This window comes from Microbacterium mitrae, from assembly GCF_008017445.1.
GTDB classification, from domain to species: Bacteria; Actinomycetota; Actinomycetes; order Actinomycetales; family Microbacteriaceae; genus Microbacterium; species Microbacterium mitrae.
In genome coordinates, this window is the sequence record NZ_VRSW01000002.1 from 348,909 (window position 1) to 363,335 (window position 14,427).

Here is a 14,427-nt window from a genome sequence, read left to right on the forward strand (position 1 = left end):
TTCGGCCATGAGTGACATGCCGAACCAGCCTTCGCCCGGACAACAGCCACCGAACGGCGCGCCACAGCCTGGTTCCGCGCTTCCGCCGCAGCCGGGCTACCCCGGAGCGCCCTCGTACCCGGGCGCACCGGCGCAGCCGGGCTACGCGGCCCCGCAACAGCCGTACCCGGGCGCACCCGCCCAGCCTGGCTACCCGCAGGGACAGCCGGGCTATCCGCAGGGACAGCCGGGGTATCCGCAGGCCATGTACGGTGCGCCGGCACCCGGCGGCGTCGCCTATGACGCGACCGGCAAGCCGAAGTATCCGGGGCTCTACTTGGCGGCCATGATCGTGCTGTGCGTCGGCGTGCTTTTCGCTTTCATTTCGCTGCCGATCAGCTTTTCCGACGCTCAGCAGGTCACAGACCTTTTGGGCCCGAACCACGAGATCACCGGCAAGATGTACCTGCTGGTTTGGATCGGAGTCGCGACCCTGATCGTGAACTCAGCGGCCCTGGTCGCGATTATTCTCGGGCTTGCCTGGGGGCGCATCGTTTATACCGCCACCTTCGTGATCAATCTCATCGTCGTGATTGTCGTTCTTTCCGGGCTCGACGGCGGCAACGTGTTCACGCCGGCAAGCCTGCTCACGCTCGCGCTGCCGGTGCTCGTCATCGTCGCGCTATGGATCACACCGTCGACGCGCTACCTCAACGCGATGAGTAAGTGGCGTGCTGATCGCTCGGGTGCGGCGACCTTCTAGCCGGTCTCATCTCCGTAGGTGCCGGCGTGCTTGGCGCACTGCGGCGCGCCCCTCCTAGAATGACATTCGGCGACGGAGGGAGCGTCGGTGACAACGAGCGAGGCGGAATCGTCTGCGGAGCAACGACCTGCAGACGCCGTTGACACCCCGGAGCCTCCGTAACATACGCCCCTGTGGGCGGCGCTTGCTAGCGTGTTGGAGCGGCTGGAGAATTTTGGTCGCCGTGTCGGCCCCGTTAACGTGCGGGCACCAATTGCCATCGTCTTCACGTTGCTCGCGATCGTGCTTGGTGCGATAGCCGTCACACCGGGTGATGTCGCCGTCGACTGGCGAAGTGGATCCGCGACTAACTGGCGAGGGCTATTCGTCGTCGCCACAGAGCATGTGAAGAAGCTAGACGCCGCGGCCAAAGTCGAGGTGAGCCTCGCGCTGTCGGTGGGCGACGATGACCGTCTCATCGTTGAAGTCTTGGAGCGAGTTTCGCTCACCACTTCGAGGGGCGGAACCTTTACGCGTGCGCTCCCCGTGAAATATGGCACGAGCCTGCTGCACCCGGAGCTCACCGCCATCGTTGTCGATGGTGTCGATACCGGGGCGCGTCTCTCGCCGATCGATGGCACCGACCTCGCATCGGCAGCGGCATACCTCGAGCCAGGCGAACACGTCGTCGAGATGAGATACCGGATCACGGATGTCGCGCAGGTGGAGGACGATACCCTCCTGCTGAGCTGGAACCTATTGGGTGCAGCATGGCCGACGGTGATCGATGCGCGTCGTGGTGGAGGTGACGACCGTCATCCGCGACCCGCTCAGCACCGTGGGGGACGGTGAAGGTCTTGCCCACCACTTCCTCTGGGACGCTACCGAACCGCACCCATACCCGTCGTACGGGTCTGACGACGAAGGTGCCACCTCGCGACTCACGGTGAGCGCCGCGCTTCGGCCCATGGTCATTAGCGCAAGCGGCGGCAGCTCGAGCCAGGATGAGGCGCATTGGTCTTGACGCAAGACTCGATGAAGCGCAACGACCCGCACATCTACGAACTCGATCTGGGATCGAACCTCTTGACCCCACAGGATCGCGCCGATGCTGATTGGGAATGGCTCACCACCACGCCGGTGAGCGTTGGATATCTCTGGGCCGCCGGCGTTGTCGCTGCGGCATCGCTCCTCGCACTCGCGGCCGTCTCGCTGGGGCGTGGGTGGGCGCGGGGCTTGGGGCGAGTCTGGGCAACTGCGGCCGCATTTCTTATCGTGGTGTGGATGGTTGTGGCGAGTGCTCTCGGTCTACGCGGAAGGCTGGAGTCCTTCAGCACGCTGGGCATCGGCGCCTGGTTGTGCGTCGCGGCGATCATCATAGGGATTACCGCGTCGGTCAGGGGCAAATCACGCGCAACCGGCAAGCGCCCTCCCAGCGAGATCACGGCGCGGACAGAGCGGCAATGACTCGCCGCAAGAATGGCATCAGACCAGGCCATTGTGCACTCCCAGGCTAGATCGGCGATAGCGGTGATAGCATGGAAGCCCGTGGCGGATATTTTCTCTGGTAACGGTTCATCTTCTTCTTCTGCACCCCAGGCTTCGGCCAAGGTCACCAAGCATATTTTTGTGACCGGAGGTGTGGTTTCCTCTCTGGGTAAGGGCCTCACGGCCGCCAGCCTCGGCAACCTGCTGACTGCACGTGGTCTTCACGTGGTGATGCAAAAGCTCGACCCGTACCTCAACGTCGACCCGGGCACCATGAACCCGTTCGAGCATGGCGAGGTGTTCGTGACTGACGACGGTGCCGAGACCGACCTCGACATCGGTCACTACGAGCGATTCCTCGGTATCAACCTTTCGCGCGCCGCAAACGTCACAACCGGTCAGATTTACTCCGACGTCATTGCCAAGGAGCGCCGCGGCGACTACCTCGGCGCCACCGTCCAGGTGATCCCGCACATCACCGATGAGATCAAGCACCGCATGCGCCTGCAGGCCTCCAACGAGCCGCAGCCCGACGTCATCATCACCGAGGTCGGCGGAACCGTGGGCGACATCGAGTCGCAGCCCTTCTTGGAGGCAGCTCGTCAGATTCGCCACGAGCTCGGCCGCGCCAACGTGTTCTTCGTTCACGTCTCCCTGGTTCCGTTTATGGGCGCCTCCGGTGAGCAGAAGACCAAGCCCACCCAGCACTCGGTTGCCGCATTGCGTTCCATCGGTATTCAGCCCGACGCGCTCGTGCTGCGCTCGGACCGCCCGGTGACTGACTCCAACAAGCGCAAGATTGCGCTGATGTGCGACGTTGACGAAGACGCCGTGGTGAACGCCGTCGACGTGCCGTCGATCTATGACATTCCGACGATGCTCAACAACCAGGGCCTCGACGCCTACATCGTTCGCTCGTTTGGTCTCACCGAGCGCGCCACCGAGGTTGACTGGTCGCGCTGGCAGAAGGTGCTGAACGCCGTTCACAACCCCAAGAACGAGGTCACCATCGGTCTCGTCGGCAAGTACATTGATCTGCCCGACGCGTACCTGTCGGTCACCGAAGCGCTGCGCGCCGGTGGTTTCGCCCACGAAACCAAGGTCAACGTCAACTGGATCGCATCTGACCTGTGCGAGACACCCGAAGGCGCCGAAAAGCACCTTGCGGCGCTCGATGGCATCGTGATTCCCGGTGGCTTCGGCATTCGCGGCATTGAAGGAAAGCTCGGCGCGTTGCGCTTTGCACGCGAACAGGGCATTCCGACCCTCGGCATTTGCCTCGGTCTGCAGTCGATGGTGATTGAATACGCTCGCAACGTCGCTGGTATCGCCGGCGCGTCATCGACCGAGTTCGACCCGGAGACGACCGCGCCCGTGGTGGCCACGATGGCCGAACAGGTCGACATCATCGCCGGTGGCGACCTGGGCGGAACCATGCGCCTTGGCCTGCAAGAAGCAGCGCTGGCAGAAGGCTCGCTGGCCGCTGAAGTGTATGGCGCGACGACGGCTTCTGAGCGTCACCGCCACCGCTACGAGGTCAACAACGCGTACCGCGCGCAGCTGGCCGAGGCCGGTCTCGTGTTCTCCGGCATCAACCCGGAGCACGACCTGGTGGAATACGTTGAGTTGCCGCGCGACGTGCACCCGTACTACATCTCCACGCAGGCGCACCCGGAGCTCCGTTCGCGCCCGACCCAGGCAAACCCGCTGTTTGCCGGCTTGATTGGCGCGGCACTTGACCGCCACAAGTCGAGCGAGCTGTTCCAAGACGACAGCCAGGATGACTGAGTTTCGCGACGAACCTGCGGAGGTGACGGTCCAGGCATCGGACCGTCCCTTCCGCGGGCGCGTGTGGGACGTGCACAACGACACCATCCGCTTCGGCGATGAGACGCTGCACCGCCACTACATCGCGCACCCCGGCGCCGCGGCGGTCATCGCCCTGGATGAGAATGATCAGATTCTCATCCTGCAGCAGTACCGCCACCCGATTCGCGAACGCGACTGGGAGGTTCCGGCTGGCCTGCTCGACGTGCCGGGAGAAGACCCGATGCTTGCCGCACAGCGTGAGCTGGCAGAAGAGGTCGATCTGCAGGCGGCGCGGTGGGATCACCTGGTCTCGTTCACGCCGACCCCCGGCTCCAGTAGCGAGGTCATTCACCTTTACCTGGCTCGCGAGCTCACACCTACCGTCACGGACTTCGTGCGTACCGGTGAAGAGGCAGAGATCGAGCCGCACTGGGTGGCGCTTGATGAGGCTGTGTCGGCGGGTCTTGCCGGTCGTTTTCGCAACGGAACCTTGGTGCTGGGCGCGCTGGCAACGGCAGAGTTCTTGCGGCGCGAGCGCGCGATCTGAGCGTGCTTGGGCATCGCGGTGCGTGGGTGTCGATAGCCTGAAGGCATGACCCCGGAGCGTGCTGCTGACCAGTATTTGCGTCACATCACGATCGAGCGCGGGCTGTCGGCGCACACCATTGCCGCGTACCGACGCGACTTGTCACAGTACCTGAGCTGGCTTGCCGAACGTGACATCACGGATATCGCGACGCTGACTCCGGCGTTGGTCGCAGAGTTTGGCGCAGATGCCGCCAGCGTCGAGCCGGCACCGGCGGCAACGTCACTGGCGCGACTGCAATCTTCCGTGCGCGGGCTGCACCGCTACCTGGTTCGCGAAGGGCACACGGCAGATGATCCGACGGGGCGTCTCAAGCCGCCGAAGGCGCCGCAACGCTTGCCCAAGGCGCTGACCATCACCCAGGTCGAGGCGCTGCTGGCCGCGCCCAGCGGTGAAGAGCCGCTGGGGATTCGTGATCGCGCGCTGCTCGAGCTGCTGTACGCGACCGGCGCCCGCGTCTCAGAGGCCATCAGTCTTGACGTCGACGATCTGGCACACGGCGACGTGCTGCGGCTGCGGGGTAAAGGTTCCAAAGAGCGGATCGTGCCGCTGGGATCATTCGCTCGCGCCGCCGTTGATGCGTATCTGACCCGCGTTCGTCCGACGCTGGCCGTGCGGGGGAGTGCAACCCCAAAACTCTTTCTGGGGTCTCGTGGCGCCCCGTTGTCGCGCCAGAGCGCGTGGCTGGTGATTCAAGCAGCGGCCGAGCGCGCGCACCTGAGCGCGCACGTTTCACCGCACACCCTGCGCCACTCGTTTGCGACGCATTTGCTGCAGGGCGGGGCCGATGTGCGCGTGGTGCAAGAGCTTCTCGGGCACGCTTCTGTTGCGACCACTCAGATCTACACGCACGTGTCTGTTGACACCCTTCGCGACGTGTATGTCACCGCGCATCCGCGCGCTCTTGGCGATTTATGACGGGCGCATTGCGCTGTCCGGGCATGAACCTGAGAGAATATGGTGATCGTTCCACCTCAGGAGGGTTGCTGTGACTGATGCTTCTGTGATTCCGCTTATCGGTATCACCACCTATCGCCAAGACGCCACGTGGCGCGGTGGAGAAGCCAGTGTTGCAGACGTGCTTCCGGCGGAATATGCTCGCGCGGTCGAGGCGGCTGGCGGCGCTGCCGTGCTGTTGCCGCCGGGGGCAACCCGGGCGCACGCGGCGGCGATCACGCGGCACCTCGACGGCATCATCGTGTCTGGCGGCGCCGATATCAACCCCGAGCGGTATGACGAGCGGGCGCACCCCGAAGTCACCGCGTGGTACGACGATCGCGACGCCAGCGAGCTCACCTACATCGAGCTTGCCGACGAACGAGAGCTCCCCATCCTCGGGGTGTGTCGTGGCATGCAATTGCTGGCAATCTCGCGCGGCGGAAAGCTGGTGCAGCATCTGCCCGAGGTCACCGGCACCGAGGTGCACACCGGCGGCGTGCACTCCTCCAACGCGAACGGCTTCAGCTCTGTTCCGGTTCACGTTGAGGCGTCGCACCGACTGAGCGAACTCGTGCCCGAAAAGCTCACGGTGGCGTGTTACCACCACCAATCGGTCAAGAGTCACCCCGGCTTCGTCGGCACCGCCTTCAGCACCGACGGCGTATTGCACGCGATGGAGTCGACGGGCGATCGCTTCGTTGTCGGCGTGCAATGGCATCCAGAAGTGATGATTCAACAGTCGCTGTTTCGGGGCTTTGTGGAGGCGGCTCGCGCCCGCATGCTCGCACCCGTCGGCTAACTTTCTACGCTGCTGGTGGTTCCGGATTTCTCGGCCTGCCGCATGCCGGAACCCTCAGGGCGTGCCGCTGTCGATAGAATTTCCTGAGCGAGAACGAAAGCAGGTTTATCCGTGGCGGAAAACAAGGGCACACGCGGCGCAAAGGGCGACGACAAGCCCATCGGACCGACAGGTCGTCCGTATCGCGGATTCGATGTCCCTGCGAAGCTTGACAGCCATGGCCCCGCGCGCATTATTGCGCTGTGCAACCAGAAGGGTGGCGTCGGCAAGACGACCACCACGATCAACCTGGCGGCGTCGCTCGCCGAGTACGGTCGCCGCGTTCTCGCCGTTGACTTTGACCCGCAGGGCGCGCTGTCGGCTGGCCTCGGCATCCAAACGCACGATGGCGCCACCATCTACGACCTGCTGCTTGACCCGAAGCGCGACACTCGCGAGGTCATTCAGCACACGCAGGTTGACGGCCTTGATGTACTGCCCGCCAACATCGACCTTTCGGCCGCCGAAGTTCACCTCGTCAACGAGGTGGCACGCGAGACGATTCTGGCGCGCGTACTTCGTCAGGTTGCTGGTGACTACGACGTCATCCTCATCGACTGCCAGCCATCGCTTGGCCTGCTCACCGTTAACGCGTTGACGGCTAGTCACGGCGTGCTGATTCCGCTGGAGTGTGAGTTCTTTGCACTGCGCGGTGTGGCGCTGCTGATCGAGACGATCGACAAGGTGCGGGATCGCCTGAACCCCGCCATCAAGCTCGATGGCGTGTTGGCCACCATGTACGATCCCCGCACGTTGCACTCGCGCGAGGTGCTGGAGCGTGTGGTCGAGGCTTTCGGCGACGATGTGCTGGAGACGGTTATCGGTCGCACCGTGAAGTTCCCCGATGCGTCGGTTGCCGGTATGCCGATTACGGAATTTGCTCCCGAGCACGCCGCCGCACAGGCCTATCTGCGACTTGCGCGAGAGTTGGTCTCTCGTGGTGCCGTCGCCTGATCAGAACCTCTCCGAGGCCGCCGACGCCGCGCCAGGCGCCGAGGGCACCGTTGATGGCGGGGGAGCGGAACCATCGCACGCAGCGGGTGCTGTCGAAGCAGAGTCGGGTTTTCGAGTTTCGCTCTCAAACTTTGACGGCCCGTTTGACCTGTTGCTCTCGCTCATCTCGAAGCATGAGCTCGACATCACCGATGTCTCACTCAGCGCGGTGACCGACGAGTTTCTGGTCTATCTACGCGCAGCAGAGCACGCCGACGAAATGGATGAAGCGAGCGAGTTTCTCGTCGTGGCGGTCACACTGCTCGACATGAAGATCGCCGGGCTCTTGCCGCAGGGCGAGCTGGTGGATGCCGAGTCGGTCGCCCTCCTGGAGGCCCGCGACCTACTGTTTGCTCGACTGCTGCAGTATCGCGCATTCAAAGAAGTGTCAGCCTGGTTTCATGCCAACACCGACCGCGAGGCGCGGCGCCTGGTGCGAAGCGTGCGGCTCGACGAAAAGTACCGAGCCCGCGTTCCCGAGCTGGTGTGGACGCACACCGCCGATGATTTTGCCGCGCTCGCGCTACTTGCCTTCACGCCCAAAGCCATCCCCACCGTTGGCCTCGACCATTTGCACGCGCCGCTGGTCAGTATTCGAGAACAGGCGGCGATTGTCGTCTCGATGCTGCGCACGGCCGAGCAACTCACCTTTCGCGAACTGATCGTCGGAGCCGAAGGCCCTGGCATCATTGTGGCCCGCTTCCTGTCGATCTTGGAGCTGTATCGCCACGCCGCAATCTCGTTTGAACAGCTCCAACCGCTTGGCGAGCTCACCCTGAGGTGGACGGCCGATCACTGGTCTGAAGACACCCTCGCAACCCTCGGAGCCGACTATGACCGATGAGATCGTGACCGATGTTGAAGACGAAACTCCGGTGCAGTTGAGCGACGACGAGCTCGCACGCCGCCTTGAGGCGATTCTGCTGATCGTCGAAGAGCCGCAGAGCATTGTCAGCCTCGCAACCGCCGTGAGCGCCCCGGTCGCCTCAGTCCGCCGCGTCATCAGTGCCCTTGTCGACGACTACGACGGCCGTGGTTCCGGCCCGCAACGCGGGTTTGAGCTGCGCGAGATTGGCGGCGGCTGGCGCCTATACGTGCGAGAAAACCTCGACAACCTGGTCGCCGAGTACGTCAACGCCCAGGCACCGTCCAAGCTGTCGCAGGCGGCGATGGAGACGCTCGCGGTGATTGCCTATAAGCAACCTGTCACCCGCAGTCAGGTAGCCTCGATTCGTGCCGTCAACGTCGACTCGGTCGTACGAACACTGTTGGGGCGTGGGCTCATCACCGAGCTGTTTCAAGATTCCGAGACCGGCGCCATCAACTACGGCACAACCGATCTCTTGCTGCAAAACCTCGGTATCAACTCACTCGATGAGCTGCCGCCGATTTCTCCGCTTCTCGATGACGGCGCCGACGGTTTCGACGACGCCCTGATTCGCTAAGCATTCACCTCTCGCACTGATGGGAATCATTGCCGCAATGATTGACAACGAAAACCAAGAACCCGAAGGCGTTCGCCTGCAAAAGGTGCTGGCTCATGCCGGCGTTGCCTCACGCCGCGTGGTCGAAGACTTGATCGTGCAGGGCCGCATACGTGTGAACGGCGAGACCGTGTATGAGCTCGGTCGCCGCATTGACCCGGAGGTTGACCTTGTCGATGTTGACGGCACGGCCGTTCAGCTCGACGTCTCCAAGCGCTACGTGATGCTCAACAAGCCCACCGGCATTGTCAGCACGATGCGTGATGAGCAGGGCCGCCCCGACCTGCGGGAGTTCACCGACGAGTATGAAGAGCGCCTGTACAACGTGGGCCGACTCGACGCCGACACGTCGGGGCTCCTGATTCTCACGAACGATGGAGAGCTGGCGCATGTCCTCGCGCACCCCAAGTTTGGTGTCACCAAGGTCTACATCGCACGGGTTGAGGGCAAGGTGCTGCCCCAAACCATCGCCAAGCTCACGAAGGGCATTGAGCTCGAAGATGGCCCGATTAAGGCCGACAAGGCACGCCTGCTCGACACGTCGGGTGGCACAAGCCTGGTTGAGCTCACGCTGCACTCGGGCAAGAACCGCATCGTTCGCCGCATGATGGCGGCCGTTGGTCACCCCGTGCGTGATTTGGTTCGTCGCCAGTTCGGCCCCCTGCATTTGGGAACCCTGCCCGTTGGGCGATCACGCGAACTCACTAAAGTGGAACGCGGTGAACTGCTCACGCTGTCGCGTGCGGCTCACGAGACGCCGTCGGGTCAGGGAGAGAAGTGACAGAGAACGCATCACCTCGCGCGGTTGCGGCACGTCTGAGCGGAACCGTTCGCATCGTTGGAGCCGGATTGCTCGGTGCCAGCATTGGTCACGGACTCCGCCGTAAGGGTATTGATGTCGTGCTCACAGACGCGTCTCCGGCACAATTGCGTCTCGCGATCGACTACGGCGCGGGGCGCGAAGCTGCTGAGGGGGACAACCCTGTTCTCGTCGTCGTCGCGGTTCCGCCTGACGTCACGGCCGATGTCATTGAGGCCGAACTTCGCGCGTTTCCTGATGCCGTGGTCACCGATGTGGCGAGCGTCAAGCTACGGCCGCTGACGACGCTGCGTGAGCGCGGCGTCGATCTCACGCACTACATCGGCTCACACCCGCTCGCCGGCCGTGAGCGTGGTGGCGCGATCTCCGCGCGCGCCGACATTTTTGTCGGTCGGCCGTGGGTGGTGTGCCGCGATGAAGAGACGCCAGCGAACGATCTCGCCCTCGTGGAGATGCTGGCGCTGGAGCTCGAAGCAATGCCGGTGGAAATGTCGCCGGAGGAGCACGACCGCTCGGTCGCGCTGGTGTCGCACGTTCCCCAGTTGGTGGCCTCCTTGTTGGCCAGCCGGTTCGCTGATGTCGACGAGGGGCTACTGCGCCTCGCCGGCCAGGGCGTGCGTGACACCACCCGCATTGCGGCGTCGGCCCCCGAACTGTGGGTGCAAATTCTGGGCGCAAATGCGGGCCCGGTCGCCGAGATCTTGGACGCGTTGGCGACCGATCTCGCGCAGGTTTCGCAGGCGCTGCGTGCACCCGAAGCCCCGGGCGCACGCCGCACGGTGGCAGAGACCATTGCCCGCGGCAACGATGGAGTCTCACGTCTGCCCGGCAAGCACGGGCAGTTCCGTCAGTTTGAAAAGGTGGTTGTCATGGTTGATGACACCTCCGGTCAGCTGGGGCGCCTGTTTGGTGACCTGGGTGAGCTGAACATCAACGTTGAAGACTTGCGTCTGGAGCACTCGCCCGGAGCCCAGTTCGGTCTCGCTGAAATTAGCGTTGTGCCGTCCATCGTGGGGCGCGCTCGAGAAGACCTGCAGGCGCGTGGCTGGCAGATTGCGAGCATGAATGACTGACCCGACCATGTCTGTGCCCCAGGAGGACACGCCCATGCCCGAAACCTTCATCGTCGCCATTGACGGGCCCGCGGGCTCGGGCAAATCGAGTGTGTCGAAAGAGGTCGCGCGCCGCCGCGGCTACGGCTACCTCGACACGGGCGCCGCGTACCGCGCGCTCGCGTGGCACGTGCTTAACCACGACGCCGACACCTCAGACGCGACGGCCGTACTCGACGCGATTGGTGACTTCGAGTTGCGCTTGGGAATGGACCCCGACGAGCGACGGGTCATGGTTGCCGACCGTGACGTGACGAGTGAGATTCGCGAGCCGCGCGTGTCTGATGCCGTCTCGGGTGTCGCGCGGGTTCCGGCCGTTCGACAGTTTCTGAACAGCACTTTTCACGACCTCGTTTCGCAAAGCGGCCGCGAAGCTGTCATCATTGAAGGTCGCGACATCACAACCGTTGTCGCGCCGGAGGCTCCTGTTCGTTTGCTGCTCACCGCAGCGCCCGAGGTTCGCGCTGCTCGACGCAGTGCGGAATTGACCGGACACGACGCTTCTGCGGTTGCCGCCGCCATGCATAAGCGTGACGCGGCAGACTCCCAAGTGGTTGACTTTCTTGAAGCAGCCGAGGGTGTCACCGTCGTAGATTCGACGGACCTTGATTTTGAGCAGACGATTGCTGCGGTCCTCGCGGAGATCGATCGTGCGACAGGAGAATCCCATGCATGAAGATGACGAGTATGACGACCAAGACAAGCTCTTGGAGCGCCTGGCTGGCGTAGACGACGACCTCGCGGAGATCCGCGCGTCGGCGCTGCGTGACAGCCTCAACGAGTACGACCTCGACGATGAAGACGCCGCACTGCTCGCCGGCATCGAGGTGGGCGAAGATGGCATCAGCTACGCGCCCGCGTTGCCGGTGCTCGCCATTGTCGGTCGCCCCAACGTCGGTAAGTCGGCGCTGGTCAACCGTATTCTCGGCCGCCGTGAAGCCGTTGTCGAAGACACTCCCGGTGTGACCCGTGACCGCGTCACCTACAAGGCGGAGTGGAACGAGCGTCGTTTCTCGCTCGTTGACACCGGTGGGTGGGAGCCCGACGCCAAGGGCATCGATGCTTCGGTGGCAGCGCAGGCTGAGGTCGCAATTGACCTGAGCGACGCGGTGCTGTTTGTCGTCGACGCCAAGGTGGGTGCCACGGCAACCGACGAGCACGTCGTTCGCCTGCTGCGCAAGACGAAGAAGCCCGTCTTCCTGGTCGCCAACAAGATTGACGACGCTCGCCAAGAGCCCGAAGCGGCTGCACTGTGGAACCTGGGGCTCGGCGAGCCGCACCCGGTGTCGGCTATTCACGGGCGCGGTGTCGCCGACCTTCTCGACGCCGTGATGAAGAAGCTGCCCACGGTTTCGGCTGTCGCCAAGCAGGAGATCGGCGGGCCCCGCCGTGTCGCCATTCTTGGCCGCCCCAACGTGGGCAAGTCGTCGCTGCTGAACAAGGCCGCCGGCGAAGAGCGCGTGGTCGTTAACGAGCTCGCCGGAACCACGCGTGACCCCGTTGACGAAATCGTTGAGCTGGGTGGCAAACTGTGGACGCTCGTTGACACGGCCGGTATTCGCCGTCGCGTGCACCTGCAGCAGGGCGCCGACTTCTACGCGTCGCTTCGCACCTCGGCTGCTCTCGAGAAGAGCGAAGTTGCCGTTGTCGTTCTCGACGTCACGCAGCCCATCAGCGTGCAAGACCTCAACATCATCGACCTGGTGCTCGAGTCGGGGCGCGCCCTCGTGCTCGCCTACAACAAGTGGGATCTGCTCGATGACGACCGTCGCCGTTACCTCGAGCGTGAGATTGAGCAAGACCTCGCGCACGTTGCGTGGGCTCCGCGCGTGAACATCTCGGCACGCACCGGTCGTCACCTCGACAAGCTGGTTCCGGCGCTTGAGCAGGCGCTCGAGTCGTGGGACACCCGTGTTCCGACCGGAAAGTTCAACGCCTTCATCACCGAACTTGTGGCGGAGCACCCGCACCCGGTTCGTGGTGGCAAGCAGCCGCGCATTCTGTTCGGCACGCAGGCGGCAACGCGCCCGCCGACATTCGTGCTGTTCACCACTGGATTCCTCGACCCGGGCTACCGCCGCTTCATCACGCGCCGCCTGCGCGAGATTTGGGGCTTCGAGGGCACGCCGATCGTGGTCAACATGCGTGTGCGCGAGCGTCGCCAGCGATAGCCCGCTCACCGCGAGAGGCCCCGGGGCGGAACCACTGGTTCCGGCCTGGGGCTTTTCTGTCGGCACGTGTGTCGTGATGTGGCACATTTCGCCGCAGTTGCTGCTGCGTGTGACAGTCTGGACGGGTGAGTATCGTCGAGCCCGCAGCTGGTGAACCGCGTCGACCACACGGACCACGCGACCCCGGTGATGCGTGGGTGGTTGCCGCCGACGGAACCAAGTACTGGGGCCGATACGGAGCGGCGGGCCTGCTGGCTGTGGACGAGGCGCGCGGCGTGCTGCTGCAGAAGCGTGTGGGCTGGAGCCATTTCGGCGGCACGTGGGGGATTCCCGGTGGGGCCCTGCATCAGAATGAAGCCCCCGCCCAGGGAGCCATGCGCGAATCGCAAGAGGAAGCGGGGGTTCCGGATGGTTCCGTGCGCCCCCTGCTGACCTCGGTGTTTGACCTCGGAATCTGGTCGTACACGACTCTGGTTGCCGTGGTGGAGAAGTCGTTTGAGCCGGTGATCGCCGACCCGGAGAGCGTTGCGCTGGAGTGGGTTCCAACCGCGGAGGTTGCCCAGCACGAGCTTCACCCGGGATTCGCGTCATCATGGCCGATGTTGCAGTCGGTGATGAACGTGCGCCCCGTGGTCGTCGTCGACGTCGCAAACGTGATGGGTGCTACGCCCAACGGGTGGTGGAAAGACCGTGCTGGCGCCGCGAACCGCGTGCTGGATTCCTTAGCTGAGCTCGCACGTTCGGGGGTCGCCGCATCGGCGCTGCAAGTCGGCGGAACGCGGTGGTTTGCTCCCGTGATCGCGGTGCTGGAGGGCGAAGCGAGAGCGGCTAGCGACCCGGCGGGTATTACGGTCGCGAGGGCGAGCGGATCAGGTGATGACGAGATCGTGGCGATCGTTGAAGCCGAGGCTGCACGCCCCGGAGCGATTGTGCACGTTGTGACGAGTGATCGTGGGCTGCGTGAGCGCGTAGTAGCGCTCGGGGCGGTGACCCACGGCGTGCGGTGGTTGAACGAGGCCGCACGCGATTAGGCGTCTTCGCGGCCGCGTAGTTTGTCGATGTCGCGGCGTTCGCGCTTGGTCGGGCGCCCCGCTCCGCGGTCGCGCACGGCATGCATTGCCATGTGCTCGCGCGGTGGCGGGGGAGGTGTGCGGTCTTCCATTGCGGTGGCGGCGATCGGGGCACCAACGCGCTTGGTGAGGAGTTCTTTCACCACCAGGATGCGGTCAAAGCCGGCGATGCGTACGCGCAGTTCATCGCCGGGGCGCACGGGCTGCGCTGCCTTGGCGCGCTCGCCGTTGACACGCACGTGGCCTGCTCGACAGGCGGTGGTCGCCGCGGAGCGGGTCTTGTAAACGCGTACGGCCCACAGCCAGCTATCGACACGTACCGACATGGCTTCCCAACTGCTCAGGCGAAACAAGATGCTCCGTCGCGATTGTACGTGACCGGGCCGCAAGGCGCGT

General features: G+C 64.1%; 16 protein-coding genes. 15 read left to right on the forward strand and 1 reads right to left on the reverse strand.

Features of this window, described 5'->3' with window-relative positions:
* The first annotated feature begins 7 nt into the window (after positions 1-7).
* The 15 genes from FVP60_RS13030 to FVP60_RS08555 all read left to right on the forward strand — a co-directional run bounded on the left by FVP60_RS13030 (position 8) and on the right by FVP60_RS08555 (position 13,992).
* Entirely contained in the window at positions 8-742 is a 735-nt protein-coding gene (locus FVP60_RS13030; RefSeq protein WP_187240616.1) for a hypothetical protein, read from the forward strand.
* A 240-nt stretch (positions 743-982) separates the two neighbouring features.
* Complete coding sequence (locus FVP60_RS08490; RefSeq protein WP_147825830.1) at positions 983-1,573, forward strand: hypothetical protein; 591 nt, start codon at positions 983-985, stop codon at positions 1,571-1,573.
* Positions 1,574-1,741: 168 nt separating this feature from the next.
* A complete protein-coding gene (locus tag FVP60_RS08495) occupies positions 1,742-2,188 on the forward strand; it encodes a hypothetical protein (RefSeq protein ID WP_147825831.1) in 447 nt (148 codons plus the stop codon).
* A gap of 81 nt (positions 2,189-2,269) precedes the next feature.
* Complete coding sequence (locus FVP60_RS08500) at positions 2,270-3,997, forward strand: CTP synthase (protein WP_425463452.1); 1,728 nt, start codon at positions 2,270-2,272, stop codon at positions 3,995-3,997.
* Positions 3,990-4,565 (forward strand): NUDIX domain-containing protein, encoded by a 576-nt coding sequence (locus tag FVP60_RS08505; protein WP_147825833.1) that lies wholly within the window; start codon positions 3,990-3,992, stop codon positions 4,563-4,565. Before FVP60_RS08500 ends, FVP60_RS08505 begins: the two co-directional genes overlap by 8 nt.
* Before the next feature lie 45 nt (positions 4,566-4,610).
* Complete coding sequence (xerD, locus tag FVP60_RS08510; protein WP_147825834.1) at positions 4,611-5,522, forward strand: site-specific tyrosine recombinase XerD; 912 nt, start codon at positions 4,611-4,613, stop codon at positions 5,520-5,522.
* A 70-nt stretch (positions 5,523-5,592) separates the two neighbouring features.
* Positions 5,593-6,342: a gamma-glutamyl-gamma-aminobutyrate hydrolase family protein gene (locus tag FVP60_RS08515; RefSeq protein ID WP_147825835.1), complete on the forward strand. Its 750-nt coding sequence runs from the start codon at positions 5,593-5,595 to the stop codon at positions 6,340-6,342.
* A 111-nt stretch (positions 6,343-6,453) separates the two neighbouring features.
* Complete coding sequence (locus tag FVP60_RS08520; protein ID WP_147825836.1) at positions 6,454-7,335, forward strand: ParA family protein; 882 nt, start codon at positions 6,454-6,456, stop codon at positions 7,333-7,335.
* Positions 7,319-8,218 (forward strand): segregation and condensation protein A, encoded by a 900-nt coding sequence (locus FVP60_RS08525; RefSeq protein WP_246132530.1) that lies wholly within the window; start codon positions 7,319-7,321, stop codon positions 8,216-8,218. Before FVP60_RS08520 ends, FVP60_RS08525 begins: the two co-directional genes overlap by 17 nt.
* A complete protein-coding gene (gene scpB / locus FVP60_RS08530) occupies positions 8,208-8,819 on the forward strand; it encodes an SMC-Scp complex subunit ScpB (RefSeq protein ID WP_147825838.1) in 612 nt (203 codons plus the stop codon). Before FVP60_RS08525 ends, scpB begins: the two co-directional genes overlap by 11 nt.
* Before the next feature lie 37 nt (positions 8,820-8,856).
* Positions 8,857-9,639, forward strand: a complete 783-nt coding sequence (locus tag FVP60_RS08535; RefSeq protein WP_147825839.1) for a pseudouridine synthase — start codon at positions 8,857-8,859, stop codon at positions 9,637-9,639.
* Positions 9,636-10,751, forward strand: a complete 1,116-nt coding sequence (locus FVP60_RS08540; protein ID WP_147825840.1) for a prephenate dehydrogenase — start codon at positions 9,636-9,638, stop codon at positions 10,749-10,751. The genes FVP60_RS08535 and FVP60_RS08540 overlap by 4 nt, the downstream gene beginning before the upstream one ends.
* 34 nt (positions 10,752-10,785) lie before the next feature.
* Positions 10,786-11,466, forward strand: a complete 681-nt coding sequence (gene cmk, locus FVP60_RS08545; protein WP_147825841.1) for a (d)CMP kinase — start codon at positions 10,786-10,788, stop codon at positions 11,464-11,466.
* Positions 11,459-12,961, forward strand: coding sequence for a ribosome biogenesis GTPase Der (gene der, locus FVP60_RS08550; protein WP_147825842.1), 1,503 nt, complete (start codon positions 11,459-11,461; stop codon positions 12,959-12,961). The genes cmk and der overlap by 8 nt, the downstream gene beginning before the upstream one ends.
* 125 nt (positions 12,962-13,086) lie before the next feature.
* The gene (locus FVP60_RS08555) at positions 13,087-13,992 is read left to right on the forward strand and encodes an NUDIX domain-containing protein (protein WP_147825843.1); all 906 of its coding nucleotides are present in this window, start codon (positions 13,087-13,089) and stop codon (positions 13,990-13,992) included.
* Here FVP60_RS08555 and FVP60_RS08560 read toward each other — a convergent pair.
* Positions 13,989-14,357, reverse strand: a complete 369-nt coding sequence (locus FVP60_RS08560; protein WP_147825844.1) for an RNA-binding S4 domain-containing protein — start codon at positions 14,355-14,357, stop codon at positions 13,989-13,991. The two genes, FVP60_RS08555 and FVP60_RS08560, sit on opposite strands and share 4 nt — an antisense overlap.
* Positions 14,358-14,427 lie beyond the last annotated feature (70 nt).

Coding starts and splice junctions, on each gene's coding strand:
- cmk (WP_147825841.1), top strand. CDS start 10,786: ATGCCCGAAACCTTCATCGTCGCCATTGACGGGCCCGCGGGCTCGGGC.
- FVP60_RS13030 (WP_187240616.1), top strand. CDS start 8: ATGAGTGACATGCCGAACCAGCCTTCGCCCGGACAACAGCCACCGAAC.
- FVP60_RS08560 (WP_147825844.1), bottom strand. CDS start 14,357: ATGTCGGTACGTGTCGATAGCTGGCTGTGGGCCGTACGCGTTTACAAG.
- FVP60_RS08505 (WP_147825833.1), top strand. CDS start 3,990: ATGACTGAGTTTCGCGACGAACCTGCGGAGGTGACGGTCCAGGCATCG.
- FVP60_RS08535 (WP_147825839.1), top strand. CDS start 8,857: ATGATTGACAACGAAAACCAAGAACCCGAAGGCGTTCGCCTGCAAAAG.
- xerD (WP_147825834.1), top strand. CDS start 4,611: ATGACCCCGGAGCGTGCTGCTGACCAGTATTTGCGTCACATCACGATC.
- der (WP_147825842.1), top strand. CDS start 11,459: ATGCATGAAGATGACGAGTATGACGACCAAGACAAGCTCTTGGAGCGC.
- scpB (WP_147825838.1), top strand. CDS start 8,208: ATGACCGATGAGATCGTGACCGATGTTGAAGACGAAACTCCGGTGCAG.